A 14,308-nucleotide genomic window follows, 5' to 3' on the forward strand; every position below is an offset into this window, starting at 1 on the left:
CCCGAGTGTGAGCCATTCGGGAGCGGCAGCTCTTGACGTTTTACGCGCGTAGATCAGAAGGTGTCCTGGTGGCACTTGTCTGACAAGGTGAGATGCCGTCGCACACGCTCGAAATGACATCCCAGGCAAAGGGGCCGACATGTCAACCACGCTCGGCCGGACGCGTTCCGGAGCCGAATCCGACCTCGCGGGGCGGGGCCCCATGCTCTTCGCGATGGTCCTTGCCGTCCTCGGCTACCAGATCAACGCGACGATGCTGAGCCCCGCGCTGCCCGACGTCATCGAGCGCCTCGGCACCACCACGGCCGCCGCCGGGCTCTCCCAGACGCTGTTCTTCCTCATGGCCGCCATCGGCCAGGTCACGCTGGCCCGCCTCAGCGACCAGCGCGGCCGCAAGCCGATGATGCTGCTCTGCGCGGTCGTCCTCATCGTCGGCAACGTGCTGTGCGTCTTCGCCCCGAACATCGAGGTCTTCATCGCCGGCCGCGTCCTCCAGGGCGTGTCCGCCGCGATGTTCACGCTCGCCTTCCTCACCCTGAACCAGCTGCTCACACCGGCCGGCTTCGGCAAGGCCGCGGGCATCATCACCGCCGTCAACGGCGGTCTGGCCGGTGTCGACGCCATCGCGGGCGGCCACATCGCCGACACCATCGGGTTCCGCGGCATCTTCGTCTGCTCCACGCTCATCGCCGTCGCCGGCCTCATCGGCGTCCGCCGGTACGTCCCCGACGTGCCGCCCACCACCGAGCCCGGCGCCCGGTTCGACGCGCGCGGCATCACCGCCCTCGCCCTCGGCCTCACCGGCATCCTCGTCGGCCTCGCCCAGGGCGCCGCCTGGGGCTGGACCTCCGCGCTCACGCTGGGCTTCCTCCTCGGCGGCCTCGCCTCGCTGGCGTTCTTCGTCGTGTCGCAGAAGAGCGCCCCGAACCCGGTCATCGACCTCGACGTGCTGGCCTCGCGCCGCGCCTGGCCGCTGCTCATCACCACGATCTGCACGCTCGGCGGCGCGTTCGGCGCCATCGCCCTGACCATCCCGCTGTTCTCGCAGGACGCCCGGGTCGGCCTCGGACTGTCGGCGGTGACCGCCGCGGTCCTGTTCCTCACCCCGATCCAGCTCATCGGTGTGATCTCGGCGCCGCTCACCGGCCGCCTCGGCCCCAAGGTCGGCTGGCGGAGGATCGTCGTCACCGGTGCGATCGCCAACTTCGCGATCTTCCTGGTCGCCACGCTGTTCCTGCACAGCGAGTGGATCCTCGTCGCCGCCCTCGCCGCGCTCGGTGTCACGTACGGCGGTTTCATGCTCACCGGCCTCAACGGCCTCGCCGTCACCACCGCGCCCAAGGACAAGCCCGGCTCGCTCTCCGGACTCAACGGCGCCTGCTTCGGCATCGGCGCGTCCCTCGGCATCGCCCTCGCCTCCGCGATGATCACCGCGGGCAGCGACGCCCAGGGCGTCACCGAGGCCGGCTACCGGAACGCCATGTACACCGCGCTCGCGCTCCTCGGCATCGGCGTGATCACCGCCCTGCTCATCCAGCGCCCGCAGCAGGAGCAGGAGGCGGACGCCGCCGCCGACGAGGACCGGCCGCTGATCGTCACCCACCACTGAGACCGGCCGGGCCCGCTTCTAGGCTGGCCGTATGGACGATCACCGCGGCACGCCCCCCGCCTACCTCGCCGAAGGCAGGCGGGTGGGTGTGCGGCCGTTCCGGTACGAGGACGCCGACGAGTTCACCGCCCGCGCCCGCGAGAGCCGGGGCCTCCACCGGCCCTGGCTCTTCCCGCCCGACACCGCCGACGCGTACGCCGGCTACGCCCGGGCCCTCATCGAGGCCCCGGACCGCGCCGGCTACCTCGTCTGCGCCCGCGAAAGCGGCGCCGTGGCCGGGTTCGTCAACATCAACAACATCGTGCGCGGCTCCTTCCTGAGCGGGGCGCTCGGATACGGCGCGTTCGCGCACGCCGCGGGCCGCGGTCTGATGAGCGAGGCCCTGGAACTCGTCCTGAGCCACGCCTTCGGGCCCCTCGGACTGCATCGCCTCGAAGCCAACATCCAGCCCGGCAACGCCGCTTCCCTCGCGCTCGTGCGCCGCGCCGGATTCCGCAAGGAGGGCTTCTCCCCGGCGATGCTCTTCATCGACGGGGCCTGGCGCGACCACGAACGCTGGGCGATCACGGCCGAGATGCTGCCACCACCGCCGGGGAGCACCGCCGCGCGGCGGTAGCCGTACGTGCGTACGGTGCGTATGGTGCGTACGGCTCAGCCGTGGCGGCGGTCCACGTACTCGAACACCGACCCGTCCGGGTGGACCGCGATCAGGTTCCGCCCCGCGGGCGTCGCCACCGGCCCCGCGAGCACCTGCGCCCCGACCTCCGTCAGCGTCGCGTGCGCGGCGTCCACGTCCTCCACCGCGATCGTCGCCGCCACCTTGCGCAGCACCGCCAGCTCCGCCTCGGGGCCGCTCATCAGCAGGAAACAGCCGACGGCGGCGGCGTGGACGCCGCCGCGCTCGAACCGCAGTGCCCTGCTGCCGGTGAGCCGCTCGTAGAAGGTCACCGAGGTGTCCAGGTCGTCGACGCAGATGCGCAGTGTGGTGCCGAGGATCTCCATGTAGGGCAAGGGTAGTTGCGGAACGTCACACCCGGCAGAGGATCTCGCCGTGCGGGACCAGGAACCATCCGTCCTCGTCCGCGCCCCACTCCCGCCAGCCGGCGGCGATCGCCGCCAGGCGCTCCGGCGTCGTGTGCCCGCCCTCCACCGCCAGGCGCGCGTACACGGAGTCCGTCGTCCGGTCCGCCCACAGGCCGCTCCACCACGCCCGCTCCTCCGGTGTGGCGAAACACCACACACCGGCGCTCGGCGTGATGTCCGTGAACCCCGCCTGCCGCGCCCACGACAGCAGCCGCCGTCCGGCGTCCGGCTCACCGCCGTTGGCCCGCGCGACCCGGCGGTACAGCCGCTGCCAGTCGTCCAGCGCCGGGATCGCGGGGAACCACGAGAACGCCGCGTAATCGCTGTCCCGTACCGCGACCACACCGCCGGGGCGGCACACCCGTCGCATCTCGCGCAGCGCCCGCACCGGGTCACCCACGTGCTGGAGCACCTGGTGGGCGTGGACCACATGGAACGAGTCATCCGCGTACGCCAGGGCATGGATGTCCGCCACAGCGAACTCCACGTTGTCCAGGGCGCGTCCGGCCGCCGCGTCCCGCGCCTGTGCCAGGACGCCCTCCGCCGCGTCCACCGCCGTGACGTGTCCCGGCGCGACCAGGGCGGCCAGGTCGGCGGTGATCGTGCCCGGGCCGCAGCCCACGTCCAGCACGTCGAGCCCCGGGCGCAGCTCGCCCAGCAGATACGCCGCCGAGTTCGCGGCCGTACGCCAGCGGTGCGAGCGCAGCACCGACTCGTGGTGGCCATGGGTGTAGACAGCGTCTGTCATCGCCGTACTCCGTCTCATTCGGGGACCGGGCAGGGCAGCAACGGTACGCCGTCGTGTTGAATAGCGAGACGCGTTTCTCGCCATGTGGACATCGGGGGTGGTGTTACGGGCGGGGAGGCCCGGGTACCCGCCGCCGCATGGACACGAAGACCCCGCGGTCCCGGCCGTCGGTACGGGCGACGGCCGCGGCGCTGGGCTGCGCGCTGCTGGCCGCGCTGCTCGCGGTGGTACGGCGACGGGCCACCCGTACGACCGAACAGCCGTACCGCATCCCCGAGCACACCGGCCCGGGCCCCGTCCCCGTCCCGGGCGCCGAACCCGCCCACATGGAGCACGCCCGCACGGAGGCCGGCCACGTGGAGCCCGGCCGCCCGGAAGCCGAGCCCGGAGCGGAAGCGCAGCCGGCGCCCGCCACCCCGCCCGAGCCGCCCGCCCCCGCCCCCGCGACCCCGCCGGAGCCCCCCGCCGACCCGGAGGCCCCGCACCACCGCGCCTGAGCCGACCGCGCATCCGGCGCCCAGCACCCCACGCCCACCCGCACGCACGCCGCCCCACCCGCTGGAGGCCCTGTGACCACCCCGCCGCGACGACCGCCGCGCGTCCTGATCGTCGGAGCCGGCTTCGCCGGCTACCAGGCGGCCCGCGCACTCGACCGCAGCCTGCGCGGCCGCGCCGAGACCGTCCTGCTCAACCCCACCGACTACTTCCTCTATCTGCCGCTGCTCCCGCAGGTCGCCGCCGGCATCCTCGAACCCCGCCGCGTGACCGTGTCCCTGCCCGGCACCCTCCGCCACGTACGGCTGGTGCTCGGCCAGGCCGACCGCATCGACCTTGACGGCCGCGGCGTCCACTTCACGGACCCGGAGGGCAGGCCGGGCGAGATCCGCTACGACCGGCTGCTCGTCGCCGTCGGCAGCGTCAGCAAACTCCTCCCGATCCCCGGTGTCGCCGAGCACGCCACCGGCTTCCGGGGCCTGCCCGAGGCGCTCTACCTGCGCGACCACATCACCCGCCAGACCGAGCTCGCCGCCACCGAGACCGACCCGGCCGCGGTGGCCGCCCGCTGCACGTTCGTGGTCGTCGGCGCCGGCTACACCGGCACCGAGGTCGCCGCCCACGGCAAGATGTTCACCGACGCGCTCGCCCGCAAGCAGCCCGGACCCGCCGGCCGGCTCACGCCCCGCTGGCTGCTCGTCGACGTCGCCCCGCGCGTCCTGCCCGGCCTCGGCGAACGGCTCGCCGCCACCGCCGACCGCATCCTGCGCGACCGCGGCGTGGAGATCCGCACCGGCACCTCCGTACAGGAGTCGACATCCGAGGGCGTACGGCTCGACGACGGCGACTTCATCCCCACCAGGTCCCTGATCTGGTGCGTCGGTGTCCGCCCCGACCCGCTCGTCGCCGAACTCGGCCTGCCCGTCGAGAAGGGCAGGCTCGTCGTCACCCCCGAACTCACCGTGCCCGGCCACCCGGAGGTCTTCGCGTGCGGCGACGCCGCCGCCGTCCCCGACCTCACGCGCCCCGGCGAACTGACGCCCATGACCGCCCAGCACGCCTCCCGGCAGGGCCGGACCGCCGCCCGCAACATCGCCGCCTCTCTCGGCCACGGCACCCCCGCCCCGTACCGCCACGGCGACCTCGGCTTCGCTGTCGACCTCGGCGGCGTCAAGGCGGCCGCCAACCCGCTCGGCCTCCCGCTGTCCGGCCCCCTCGCCGGTGCCGTCACCCGCGGCTACCACCTGGCCGCGATGCCCGGCAACCGGGTCCGGGTCGCCGCCGACTGGCTCCTCGACGCCGCCCTGCCCCGGCAGGCCGTCCAGCTCGGCCTGGTCCGCTCCTGGCAGGTCCCCCTCGACACCGGTGCGCCCGAACTCGTCCACGCCCCGGGCCGCCCCGGCCCTGAAGGCTCCGCAGGTAAGGAGTGAGCGACGCCATGCAGTACGAGGAACTCGCCGACCTCGGCCAGCAGTTGAGGGCCGACGCGGTACGCGCCGCCGACGCGGCGGGCTCGGGCCACCCGACGTCCGCCATGTCGGCCGCCGACCTCGCCGCCGTCCTCCTCGCCCACCACCTGCGCTACGACTTCGACCACCCCGACCACCCCGGCAACGACCGGTTCGTGCTCTCCAAGGGCCACGCCTCCCCGCTCCTCTACGCCCTGTACCGCGCCGCCGGCGCCATCGACGAGGACGAACTGCTCGGCTACCGCACCCTCGGCAGCCGCCTCGAAGGGCACCCCACACCGCGGCTCCCCTGGGTGGACGTCGCCACCGGCTCCCTCGGCCAGGGCCTGCCCGTCGCCGTCGGCATGGCCCTCGCCGGACAGCGCCTCGACCGCCTCCCGTACCGCGTGTACGTGCTGTCGGGCGACAGCGAGATGGCGGAGGGCTCCGTGTGGGAGGCCGTGGAGCACGCCGCGTACAACCACCTCGACAACCTCACCCTCATCGTGGACGTCAACCGGCTCGGCCAGCGCGGGCCGACGCGGCACGAGCACGACCTCGACGCGTACGCGCGCCGCCTGCACGCCTTCGGCTGGCACGTCGTCGAGGTCGACGGCCACGACGTGCAGGCCGTCGACGCCGCCTACGCCGAGGCCCGCTCCACCACCCGGCAGCCCACCGCGATCCTCGCCCGCACCCGCAAGGGCCGCGGTGTCGAGGCCGTCGAGGACCGCGAGGGCCGGCACGGCAAGCCCCTGCCGGACGCCGGCGCCGCGATCGCCGAGCTGGGCGGCGTACGCCACACCCGGGTCGCCGTCCAGTCGCCGCCCGAGGGCAAGGTGCTGCCCGCCGTCGAGGACACCGCGCCCGAACTGCCCCGCTACGACGTCGGGGACAGCGTCGCCACCCGCACCGCGTACGGCCACGCGCTCGAAGCGGTCGGCTCCGCGCGCGGCCGGGTCGTCGCGCTCGACGCGGAGGTCAGCGACTCCACGCGCGCGGAGTTCTTCGCGAAGGCCCACCCCGACCGGTTCTTCGAGTGCTACATCGCGGAACAGCAGATGGTCGCCGCCGCCGTCGGCCTGGCCGCGCGCGGCTACGTGCCGTACGCGTCGTCGTTCGCGGCGTTCCTCACCCGCGCCCACGACTTCGTGCGGATGGCCGCCGTGGGCCGCGCCGGCGTCAACCTGGTCGGCTCGCACGCGGGCGTCTCCATCGGGCAGGACGGGCCGTCCCAGATGGGCCTGGAGGACCTGAGCCTGTTCCGCGCCGTGCACGGCAGCACCGTCCTGTACCCGTGCGACGCCAACCAGACCGCCCGCCTGGTCGCCGCCATGGCGGACCTCGACGGCATCCGCTACCTGCGCACCACGCGCGGCGACACGCCCGTCGTCTACGGGCCCGACGAGGAGTTCCCGGTCGGCGGCAGCAAGGTGCTGCGCCACCACGACCACGACAAGGCCACCGTCGTCGCGGCGGGCGTCACCGTCCACGAGGCGCTCAAGGCGGCCGACCTGCTGGACGCGGACGGCATCCCGGTGCGGGTCATCGACCTGTACTCGGTCAAGCCGGTGGACGTCGACACGCTCAACGACGCCGGGGGCCAGACCGGTTGCGTCCTCACCGTCGAGGACCACCACCCGGAGGGCGGCCTGGGCGACGCGGTCGCCGAGGCGTTCGCGGACGGGCGCCCGGCACCCCGTACGGCACGGCTCGCCGTACGGAACATGCCCGCGTCGGCGACCCCGGAGGAGCAGCTCCACGCGGCCGGGATCGACGCGGAGGCCATCGCGGCGGCCGTCAAGCTGCTCGTGGAACGGGTGGTGGCGCACTGACGGGACGAGTGCACTGACGGGACGAGGCTGCGTGCGCGGCGCGCGCCGGGGCGACGGTTCTCCGTGCCGTGCCCGTGGGCGCCGCGCCGCGCCGTGTCCTACCACCGATACCAGCGGGAGCGGCCACCGCCTGCCGCGGGCCCCGTGAAGAAGAACCCGAGCAGCCAGATCACCAGCACCGCGACGGCGAACCACCACAGCACGTCCCAGGCGAACCCGGCGCCGAACAGGATGACCGCCAGCAGCAGAACCAGCAAGATGGCAACCATGATGTGCACCTCCGCACTCCGAGTGCCCGCCCGCGGCGCCCGCACACCGCGCCTTCCGCGGCCACGGCGCGGCCCCCGGGGGTGACGTGACCACGCAGAAGTCCCGGCGCCGGACCGACCGCCGCACACGGCTGACCGTGTGGATCGCGCTCAGCGCGAACCTGGTCATCGCCGCCGCCAAGGCCGTCGGCGGTCTCGTCGCCGCGTCGCCTGCCCTGCTGTCCGAGGCCGCGCACTCGGTGGCCGACACCCTCAACGAGGTCTTCCTGCTCGCCGCGCTCCGCCGCAGCCGCCGTCCGGCCGACCGCCGTCACCCCTTCGGGTACGGCAAGGAGCGCTGGTTCTGGTCGCTGCTGGCCGCCGTCGTGATCTTCGTGATGGGCGGGTGCTTCTCCTTCTTCCAGGGCTACCAGGCGCTCGCCGGACAGTACGGCGAGCCCACGTCCGCGTACGTCGCGGGACTCGCCGTGCTGGGCGTCGCGCTGCTCGCCGACGGCAGCTCCCTGCTGCGGGCCCTGTACCAGCGGCGCGCCCGCCGCGCGGACGGCCTCGACCCGGCGCTGCGCACCGTCATCGCCGAGGACAGCGCCGGGGTGATCGGCGTGCTCATCGCCATGGCCGGCATGAGCCTCCACCTGGCCACGGGCGAGGTGGAGTGGGAGGCCGCGGCGTCCTTCGGCATCGGCCTGCTCCTGGTGTACGTGGCCTTCCGGCTCGGCCGCGACGCCCGAGAGCAGCTCATCGGTGAGGCGGTGGACCCCGTCCTGGCCCGCCGTATCCGCGAACTCCTCGCCGCGCAGCCGGAGATCCACAACGTGGCCGCGCTGCTGACGATGCGCCTCGGCATGGACTCGGCCCTCGTGGCCGCCCGCGTCGACCTGGTCCCCGGCCTCGACAGCGAGGAGGTCGAGATCGTGTGCGAACGCATCAAACGCGCGGTGCGGCGCAACTGGCCCGAGGCGGACCAGGTCTTCCTGGACATCACGGAAGCCCCGGTGGACGACGAGGAGTAGGTCCCGCGGCGCGTCACGACATGGTCGCGGGCTCCGTCTCCTGCTCGTCGTAGGGCCAGCGGAGCAGCGCGCCCAGGCCGCCGACCGGGAGCTCGTCGTCCATCTCGGGGCGCACGCGCAGCACCTCCGCGCCGGCGGCCAGCGCCGAGCGGAGCAGGGCGTCGTCGGCGCGGGCCGGGACCGGTTCCGTGTCGCCCAGGTACTGGGTCTCCGTACGCCGTACCGCCACCTGGTCGGGCCGTGCGCCCACCCACACCTGGCGGTGCGCGTCCGGGCCCTCGGGGCGGATCAGGAGCTCCGCGATCCGGTGTTCACGCGCCGCCTCGACCAGCGCCGGCACGCCCTCCGCCGCGGCGGCACCCGCGGCGGCGCCGCCCTCCGGGGCGCGGGCCGCGCGGAACCGGTCCATCTCGGCCTCGGCGGTCCGCCGCATGAACGCGTGCCGGGCCGCCTCCACGTCCTCGTCCAGCCGCTCCCGGCGGGCGCCCGCCGCACGGCCGCCGTGCTCGGTCTCCACGGCCATGGCCCGCAGCTCGGCCGGCAGCCGCTCGTACACCGACCGCCGCTCGCGCGGATCGCCGGCCAGCACGATCACATCGGCGCCGGTCTGCTCCCGGGCCTCGGCGAGCGCGTCGGCGATCTCGGCGGCGTTCTCGTCCCAGGTGTTCTCCACGCTGAGCTGGAAGTGGCGTTCGGACCAGGCGTTCGTCGCCGTACGGTGCATCGGCCACTGCTTGCTGCCCGTGACCTGGCCGGCCGGCATCGCCCCGATGGGGCTGCGCAGCTCCAGGTCGGCACCCGTGCGGTCGATGTACGCCACCAGGCACACCGGCTCCTGCGCCGCCAGGTCCAGCAGCGGGCCGAGCCGGGGCAGCGACGACCAGTACACCTGCACGGGCGCGGGGGGCCGCACCGCCAGCGGCGGGTCCAGGACCACCTCGCCGTGCGCGGCGAACACCGCACGCCCGGCCTCGGCCGCGGGCCGGGGCCAGTCCGACAGGGCCTGGTACACGGCCCGCACGGTCGCCTCGTCGCCGCCCAGCGCGGCGAGCTCGTCGCAGGCGTTCCGCGCCTGGAGCTCCCGCCGCCAGCGGGCGGACTCGTCCATCCGGGACGTGTCCAGATACACGCTGGCCCACGGTCCGGGACGGTCGTAAAGACTGGTCAGAAAGGCGAGTTGCATGGCTTCCCTCCCGGAGGCCGGAACGTCCGTCATCGACGGGTACCCGGGCGTTCGGCGGACACACAGGCCTCTGCTGTCGCGTGGCGGGGGCGGTACGGGGAGAGTGGAACGGGCACCGCCCGCACCCGCCCGCGGACGAGCCGGATCCAGATCACCTGGATCCGGACCACCCGGAACCACCCGGAACCACCCGGATCCAGACCACTGGATCCCTCAGATCCTGGATCACCCGGAGGTGACTCATGTCCGGCAGCCCGCTCCTCGACCGGCACGCCGAGGCGCTCGACCTGTTCTCGTCGCGCGTCCACGCGATCCGGGACGACCAGTGGGACGACCCCACGCCGTGCACCGAGTGGTCCGTACGGGACCTGGTCAACCACCTCACCGGTGAGCAGCTCTGGGTCGTCGACCTCGTCCGCGAGGGCCGCACCGTCAAGGAGGTCGGCGACGCGTACGACGGCGACGTCCTCGGCGACGACCCGGTCGCCACCTGGGACCGCGCCATGGCCGGCGCGCGGGACGCCTTCCGCGAGAAGGGCGCGCTGGACCGTACGGTGAACCTCTCGTCCGGCGACACGGCCGCGACGGCGTACTGCTCCCAGATGGTCGCGGACACCGTCGTCCACGCATGGGACCTGTCCCGGGCCATCGGCGCGGACGAACGCCTCCCGACGGGCCTTGTCGACTTCGCGCTCCAGGAGTTCACGCCGTACGCGGACGCGCTGGCCGCCAGCGGCTACTTCGGCCCGCCCGTCGAACCCCCGCGGGACGCGGACGCGCAGACGAAGCTCCTGTCGATGCTGGGCCGAAGGCCTTAGGCCCGGTCGGGACGGGGCCCTACGCCGCGCTCTTCGCCTGCGACGAGGCTTTGCGGAACTCCGCCGTGAAGGCCGCGCAGAAGGCCTTGAGGTCGGCCGGCTTACGGCTGGTGACGAGGGTGTTCGGGCCCGCCTGGCAGATCCGTACCTCCTCGTCGACCCACTCGCCGCCCGCGTTGCGGATGTCCGTCCGCAGGCTGGGCCAGGACGTGAGGGTCCGGCCGCGTACGACGTCGGCCTCGACCAGCGTCCACGGCCCGTGGCAGATCGACGCCACCGGCTTGCCGCGGTCGAAGAAGTCGCGGACGAACGCGACGGCCTTCTGGTCCATCCGCAGGAAGTCCGGGTTGGCGACGCCGCCGGGCAGGACGAGTCCGTCGTAGTCGTCCGCGGACGTCTCCCGCACGGTCCGGTCGACGGGGAAGGTGTCGGCCTTGTCCAGGTGGTGGAACGCCTGGATCCGCCCCGACTTGGTCGAGAGGAGGACGGGCGAGTCGCCGCCGTCCGTCACGGCCTGCCAGGGCTTGGTGAGTTCGACTTGTTCGACGCCCTCCGGCGCCACGAGAAACGCGATGCGCACGATGTCGCTCCCTCCTCCTGAGCTGGTCTCATTCCTGGGCGGATCTCAGTCCGGCTCCGTGTTCGGCGCGGCGCGGCTGATGTCGGCCAGGGCCGAGTCCGGGTCCTCGGAGATCGCCAGGTCCCCGAGGCTCACCACACCCAGCGGCCTGCCGTCCTCGACGACGGGCAGCCGCCGCACCGCGTGCCGCCGCATGAGCTCCACGGCGGTCGAGACCTCGTCGTCCGGCGCCACGCACACGGGGTCGGGGGTGCACACGGTCTGCGCGTTCACCGTCAGCGGGTCGGCGCCCTCGGCGACCGCGCGCAGCGTGATGTCGCGGTCCGTGACCACGCCCACCAGCAGGTCCCCGTCGGCGACCAGGACGTCACCGATGTCCTGGGCCCGCATGAGCTGGGCCGCCTCGACCAGCGAGGCGTCGGGCCTGACGGCGGCCACGCCGGCTGTCATGACCTCTCGTACGAGCTGAGCCATGGCGGTACGTCTCCTCCCTCCGGGCTCCCCCCGGTTCACCGCGGCCGGTGCAGGGCCTTGGCGACGTCCTGCACGCTGCGGTACGTGCGGTCACCGGGCAGTTCCTCCACCCGCTCGGTGAGCGGGTCGGGTGCGTGCCGCTCGCGCAGCACGCGCAGCAGGTCGCCCCGGTGTGCCGGGAACGGTGTCCGTGCGAGGTGCCGGGCCAGTTCGAGGCGCAGCGCCTCGAACGCGTCGGACGGGGCACGGCCGCCGGAGACGACCAGCTCCGGGTCGTCGTCCGCGAGCGGCTCCGGGTCGTGCCATTCCTCGGCCCTGGTCGGGTGACCGGACCGGAGCAGCCCCTGGAGCTGGTGCTTCATCTCGTCGTCGTGATGGCGGCTCAGCCGATCACTGCCTCGCTGCATGGCGCCCTCCGCGGTGCCGCGTGTGTCGGTCGCCGGGCGGGTACCCGGCCGGGCCGCCACAAACCCGGACGGGACGGCCGCGGGTGCCGCCGCTGGTTTGAGGAGGCCGGTGCAGGGGACTCGCCGCTTCGATTTCGGGCGGTTTCCGGACGGAAGGGACGGGTTGATGGATCTCATCTCCGTACTGGTCCTCCTGCTGTTGCCGCCCGCGATGCTGTGCGGCGTCCTGGCCATGGCGTTCTACGAGGATCTGGTCCTGCCGCTCGCCGACCCCCTGGACGCCCTTGAGCAGGTGACCGACCTCGACGTCCTGGACGAGGCGACCGAGCCGGACCCGCGCCCGGAGCCCGAGGCGCCGGCCTTCTCGGACCACCTCGAGGACCGGCCGCCGCCGGACACCGCACCGCCCGCGACCCTCCTGGACGCGGCCGCCGGCCCTGCCGCAGCCACCCCCGCCGAGCCGGCCGGGCCCGGCCGCCGGAGCGCCGACGCCGCGTAGTCGCACGCGTACCGCTTCTCACCCGGACAGCCCAATCCCACGGCTCCCCGCCCGTGCTCGGGACGGCCTCCGCGACACCCTCACCCACCTGCGGTTTCCGCATGCCCGCCACCCCCGGCTCGCCGGTTCTACCGGCGAGTACGCGGCGTTGTGCGCCCTCCCCCGGAAGCCGTACCGGCGGAACGCGCGGAGAGTGGAATCAGGCGTTTGCCACCGCGGTCCCCGGGCAGGCGCACCTCGTGCTTCGGACCGGAGGCACGTCCGTGGGAGCGGCTCCCGCTCCGGGCGTGTCCCTGCCCGGTCGGGGCGGCGCTTCCCGGGGTGACCAGCCAACCATCAGCGCCGTTCGAGGAGCTGAAACGAATGCGAACCCTCGCTCAGACGAAGCATCCGCACGACGACGCCCCTGACACCGCCGAGGCGTTCGAACGCCTCGCGACCCTGCCGCCCGGCAAGGAACGGGACACCGTCCGCCAGGACATCGTGCGTGCCTGGCTCCCCATGGCGGACCGGCTCGCGGGCCGGTTCCGCAACCGTGGCGAGTCGCTGGAGGATCTGAAGCAGGTCGCCGCGCTCGGCCTGGTCAAGGCCGTCGACCGGTACGACCCCACGCGCGGTGCCGCCTTCGAGAGCTTCGCCGTGCCGACGATCACCGGTGAGATCAAACGCCACTTCCGCGACCACATGTGGACCCTGCACGTGCCGCGCCGCGTCCAGGACCTGCGCGGCCGGGTCCGGGTCGCGTACCAGGAGCTGTCCCACTCGGTGGGCGGCCGGGCGCCGACCGTCTCCGAGATAGCGAAGAAGGCCGGGATGACGGAGGAGGAAGCCATCGCCGGGCTCGAAGCCCTCGACAGCTTCACCGCCCTGTCCCTGGACGCCGAACTGCCCGGCACGGAAGACGGATACACGCTCGTCGACGCCCTCGGCGGCCCCGACCCGGCGCTCGACGTCGTCGTCGACCGCGAGGCGGTCAAGCCGCGGCTCCAGAAGCTGCCGGAGCGCGAGCAGAGGATCCTGTACATGCGGTTCTTCCGCGACATGACGCAGAGCAGCATCGCCGAGGACCTCGGCATCTCGCAGATGCACGTCAGCCGCCTGATAAGCCGCTGCTGCACCCGCCTCCGCGAGGACATCATGCGCGACGCCGCCTGAGCCGGCCCGCCCGTTCCTCAATCGCCGGAGGGGCTCATTTTGAGCCCGTCCGGCGATTGAGGACGAGGGCCGTTCAGGCCCGATACGGGGGCCTGGGGGCGGAGCCCCCAGTTCGGGCATGCGCCGCCGCCCTCGGGCGGCGCATGGCCAGGGCCGTGTGGCGGGCGACGACGTCCGCCGCCTGGGCCTCGGCCATGGAGAAGGCGCGGCGTGCGCCGGTGCGCAGGAGGGTCAGGACGCCCAGGACCTCGGGGGACTCGGCGCCCGCCGCAGGCTCGGCCGGGAGCGGAAGGCACAGGAGTGAGGTGACGTCGGCGCGTACGAGGACGGACGCGCCCGCCGGATCCGTACCCAGCGCCAGGGTGTCGTCGGGGCGTACCTGGAGCGAGGCCGAGCCGGCCGCCGCGACCTCCGCCACCAGGGGGCACCCCGCCGGGTCCTGCCGCGCCACCGCGTCGGCCAGGTCGTCGGCGCCCTCCGGGCCCAGCACCACCAGGCGCCTGGCCGGCCGCCCGCCGGACGCCGTCACATCGCCGATCGCCCAGTCCGCGAACCGCCCGTGCAGCACCCGCGCGGCCGCCTCCATGGCCGCCCCCGGGTCGCCCGGCGCGCCGCGCAGCAGGGCCGCCGCGACCGCGTCCACCAGGTCCAGCGTGCGGGCACGCTCCGCGGCCTGCGCCAGGTCCGGTGCG

16 protein-coding genes and 1 pseudogene are annotated in these 14,308 nt (G+C 73.8%); 9 read left to right on the plus strand and 8 right to left on the minus strand.

Going from position 1 to position 14,308, the window contains the following annotated elements; translation table 11 throughout:
* Positions 1–139 precede the first annotated feature (139 nt).
* Positions 140–1,609 (plus strand): MFS transporter, encoded by a 1,470-nt coding sequence (locus HTZ82_RS20835; protein WP_175410957.1) that lies wholly within the window; start codon positions 140–142, stop codon positions 1,607–1,609.
* A 31-nt stretch (positions 1,610–1,640) separates the two neighbouring features.
* A complete protein-coding gene (locus tag HTZ82_RS20840) occupies positions 1,641–2,225 on the plus strand; it encodes a GNAT family N-acetyltransferase (RefSeq protein WP_175410958.1) in 585 nt (194 codons plus the stop codon).
* Between the two features lie 35 nt (positions 2,226–2,260).
* Here the strand turns inward: HTZ82_RS20840 and HTZ82_RS20845 are convergent, their stop codons facing one another.
* A complete protein-coding gene (locus tag HTZ82_RS20845) occupies positions 2,261–2,611 on the minus strand; it encodes a VOC family protein (RefSeq protein WP_175410959.1) in 351 nt (116 codons plus the stop codon).
* A 25-nt stretch (positions 2,612–2,636) separates the two neighbouring features.
* Positions 2,637–3,440 (minus strand): methyltransferase domain-containing protein, encoded by an 804-nt coding sequence (locus HTZ82_RS20850; RefSeq protein WP_175410960.1) that lies wholly within the window; start codon positions 3,438–3,440, stop codon positions 2,637–2,639.
* Between the two features lie 137 nt (positions 3,441–3,577).
* On the opposite strand from HTZ82_RS20850, the gene HTZ82_RS20855 reads away from it, so the two are divergent.
* The 3 genes from HTZ82_RS20855 to HTZ82_RS20865 all read left to right on the plus strand — a co-directional run bounded on the left by HTZ82_RS20855 (position 3,578) and on the right by HTZ82_RS20865 (position 7,218).
* Positions 3,578–3,937 carry a hypothetical protein gene (locus HTZ82_RS20855; RefSeq protein ID WP_175410961.1) on the plus strand — a complete coding sequence of 120 codons (360 nt, stop codon included), beginning with the start codon at positions 3,578–3,580 and terminating at the stop codon, positions 3,935–3,937.
* Between the two features lie 72 nt (positions 3,938–4,009).
* Positions 4,010–5,365, plus strand: coding sequence for an NAD(P)/FAD-dependent oxidoreductase (locus tag HTZ82_RS20860; protein ID WP_309235595.1), 1,356 nt, complete (start codon positions 4,010–4,012; stop codon positions 5,363–5,365).
* An 8-nt stretch (positions 5,366–5,373) separates the two neighbouring features.
* Positions 5,374–7,218, plus strand: a complete 1,845-nt coding sequence (locus HTZ82_RS20865) for a transketolase (protein WP_175410962.1) — start codon at positions 5,374–5,376, stop codon at positions 7,216–7,218.
* Positions 7,219–7,316: 98 nt separating this feature from the next.
* Here HTZ82_RS20865 and HTZ82_RS20870 read toward each other — a convergent pair whose 3' ends face one another.
* Complete coding sequence (locus HTZ82_RS20870; protein WP_175410963.1) at positions 7,317–7,487, minus strand: hydrophobic protein; 171 nt, start codon at positions 7,485–7,487, stop codon at positions 7,317–7,319.
* 86 nt (positions 7,488–7,573) lie between these two features.
* On the opposite strand from HTZ82_RS20870, the gene HTZ82_RS20875 reads away from it, so the two are divergent.
* A complete protein-coding gene (locus HTZ82_RS20875; protein WP_175410964.1) occupies positions 7,574–8,500 on the plus strand; it encodes a cation diffusion facilitator family transporter in 927 nt (308 codons plus the stop codon).
* A gap of 13 nt (positions 8,501–8,513) precedes the next feature.
* Here HTZ82_RS20875 and HTZ82_RS20880 read toward each other — a convergent pair whose 3' ends face one another.
* Positions 8,514–9,683, minus strand: a complete 1,170-nt coding sequence (locus HTZ82_RS20880; protein ID WP_175410965.1) for a Vms1/Ankzf1 family peptidyl-tRNA hydrolase — start codon at positions 9,681–9,683, stop codon at positions 8,514–8,516.
* 242 nt (positions 9,684–9,925) lie between these two features.
* Here HTZ82_RS20880 and HTZ82_RS20885 point away from each other — a divergent pair, with 242 nt between their 5' ends.
* Complete coding sequence (locus tag HTZ82_RS20885) at positions 9,926–10,501, plus strand: TIGR03086 family metal-binding protein (protein WP_175410966.1); 576 nt, start codon at positions 9,926–9,928, stop codon at positions 10,499–10,501.
* Between the two features lie 19 nt (positions 10,502–10,520).
* On the opposite strand, the gene HTZ82_RS20890 is transcribed toward HTZ82_RS20885, so the two are convergent.
* Genes HTZ82_RS20890 through HTZ82_RS20900 form a run of 3 tightly spaced genes read right to left on the minus strand, consistent with a single transcriptional unit; the run spans position 10,521 to position 11,962 of the window.
* Positions 10,521–11,081, minus strand: coding sequence for a type 1 glutamine amidotransferase domain-containing protein (locus HTZ82_RS20890; RefSeq protein ID WP_175410967.1), 561 nt, complete (start codon positions 11,079–11,081; stop codon positions 10,521–10,523).
* Positions 11,082–11,126: 45 nt separating this feature from the next.
* The gene (locus HTZ82_RS20895; RefSeq protein WP_175410968.1) at positions 11,127–11,555 is read right to left on the minus strand and encodes a CBS domain-containing protein; all 429 of its coding nucleotides are present in this window, start codon (positions 11,553–11,555) and stop codon (positions 11,127–11,129) included.
* Positions 11,556–11,590: 35 nt separating this feature from the next.
* A complete protein-coding gene (locus HTZ82_RS20900) occupies positions 11,591–11,962 on the minus strand; it encodes a DUF2795 domain-containing protein (RefSeq protein WP_175410969.1) in 372 nt (123 codons plus the stop codon).
* A gap of 166 nt (positions 11,963–12,128) precedes the next feature.
* Between HTZ82_RS20900 and HTZ82_RS20905 the strand changes: the two genes are divergently transcribed.
* Together HTZ82_RS20905 and HTZ82_RS20910 are read left to right on the plus strand one after the other, a co-directional pair.
* Complete coding sequence (locus tag HTZ82_RS20905) at positions 12,129–12,461, plus strand: hypothetical protein (RefSeq protein WP_175410970.1); 333 nt, start codon at positions 12,129–12,131, stop codon at positions 12,459–12,461.
* 363 nt (positions 12,462–12,824) lie between these two features.
* The gene (locus HTZ82_RS20910; protein WP_175410971.1) at positions 12,825–13,616 is read left to right on the plus strand and encodes an RNA polymerase sigma factor SigF; all 792 of its coding nucleotides are present in this window, start codon (positions 12,825–12,827) and stop codon (positions 13,614–13,616) included.
* 73 nt (positions 13,617–13,689) lie between these two features.
* On the opposite strand, the pseudogene HTZ82_RS20915 reads toward HTZ82_RS20910, so the two are convergent.
* Positions 13,690–14,308 (minus strand): annotated as a pseudogene (locus HTZ82_RS20915) (PAS domain protein); the annotation flags it as partial.

This window comes from Streptomyces sp. TRM64462 (genome assembly GCF_013362995.1).
GTDB lineage: Bacteria > Actinomycetota > Actinomycetes > Streptomycetales > Streptomycetaceae > Streptomyces.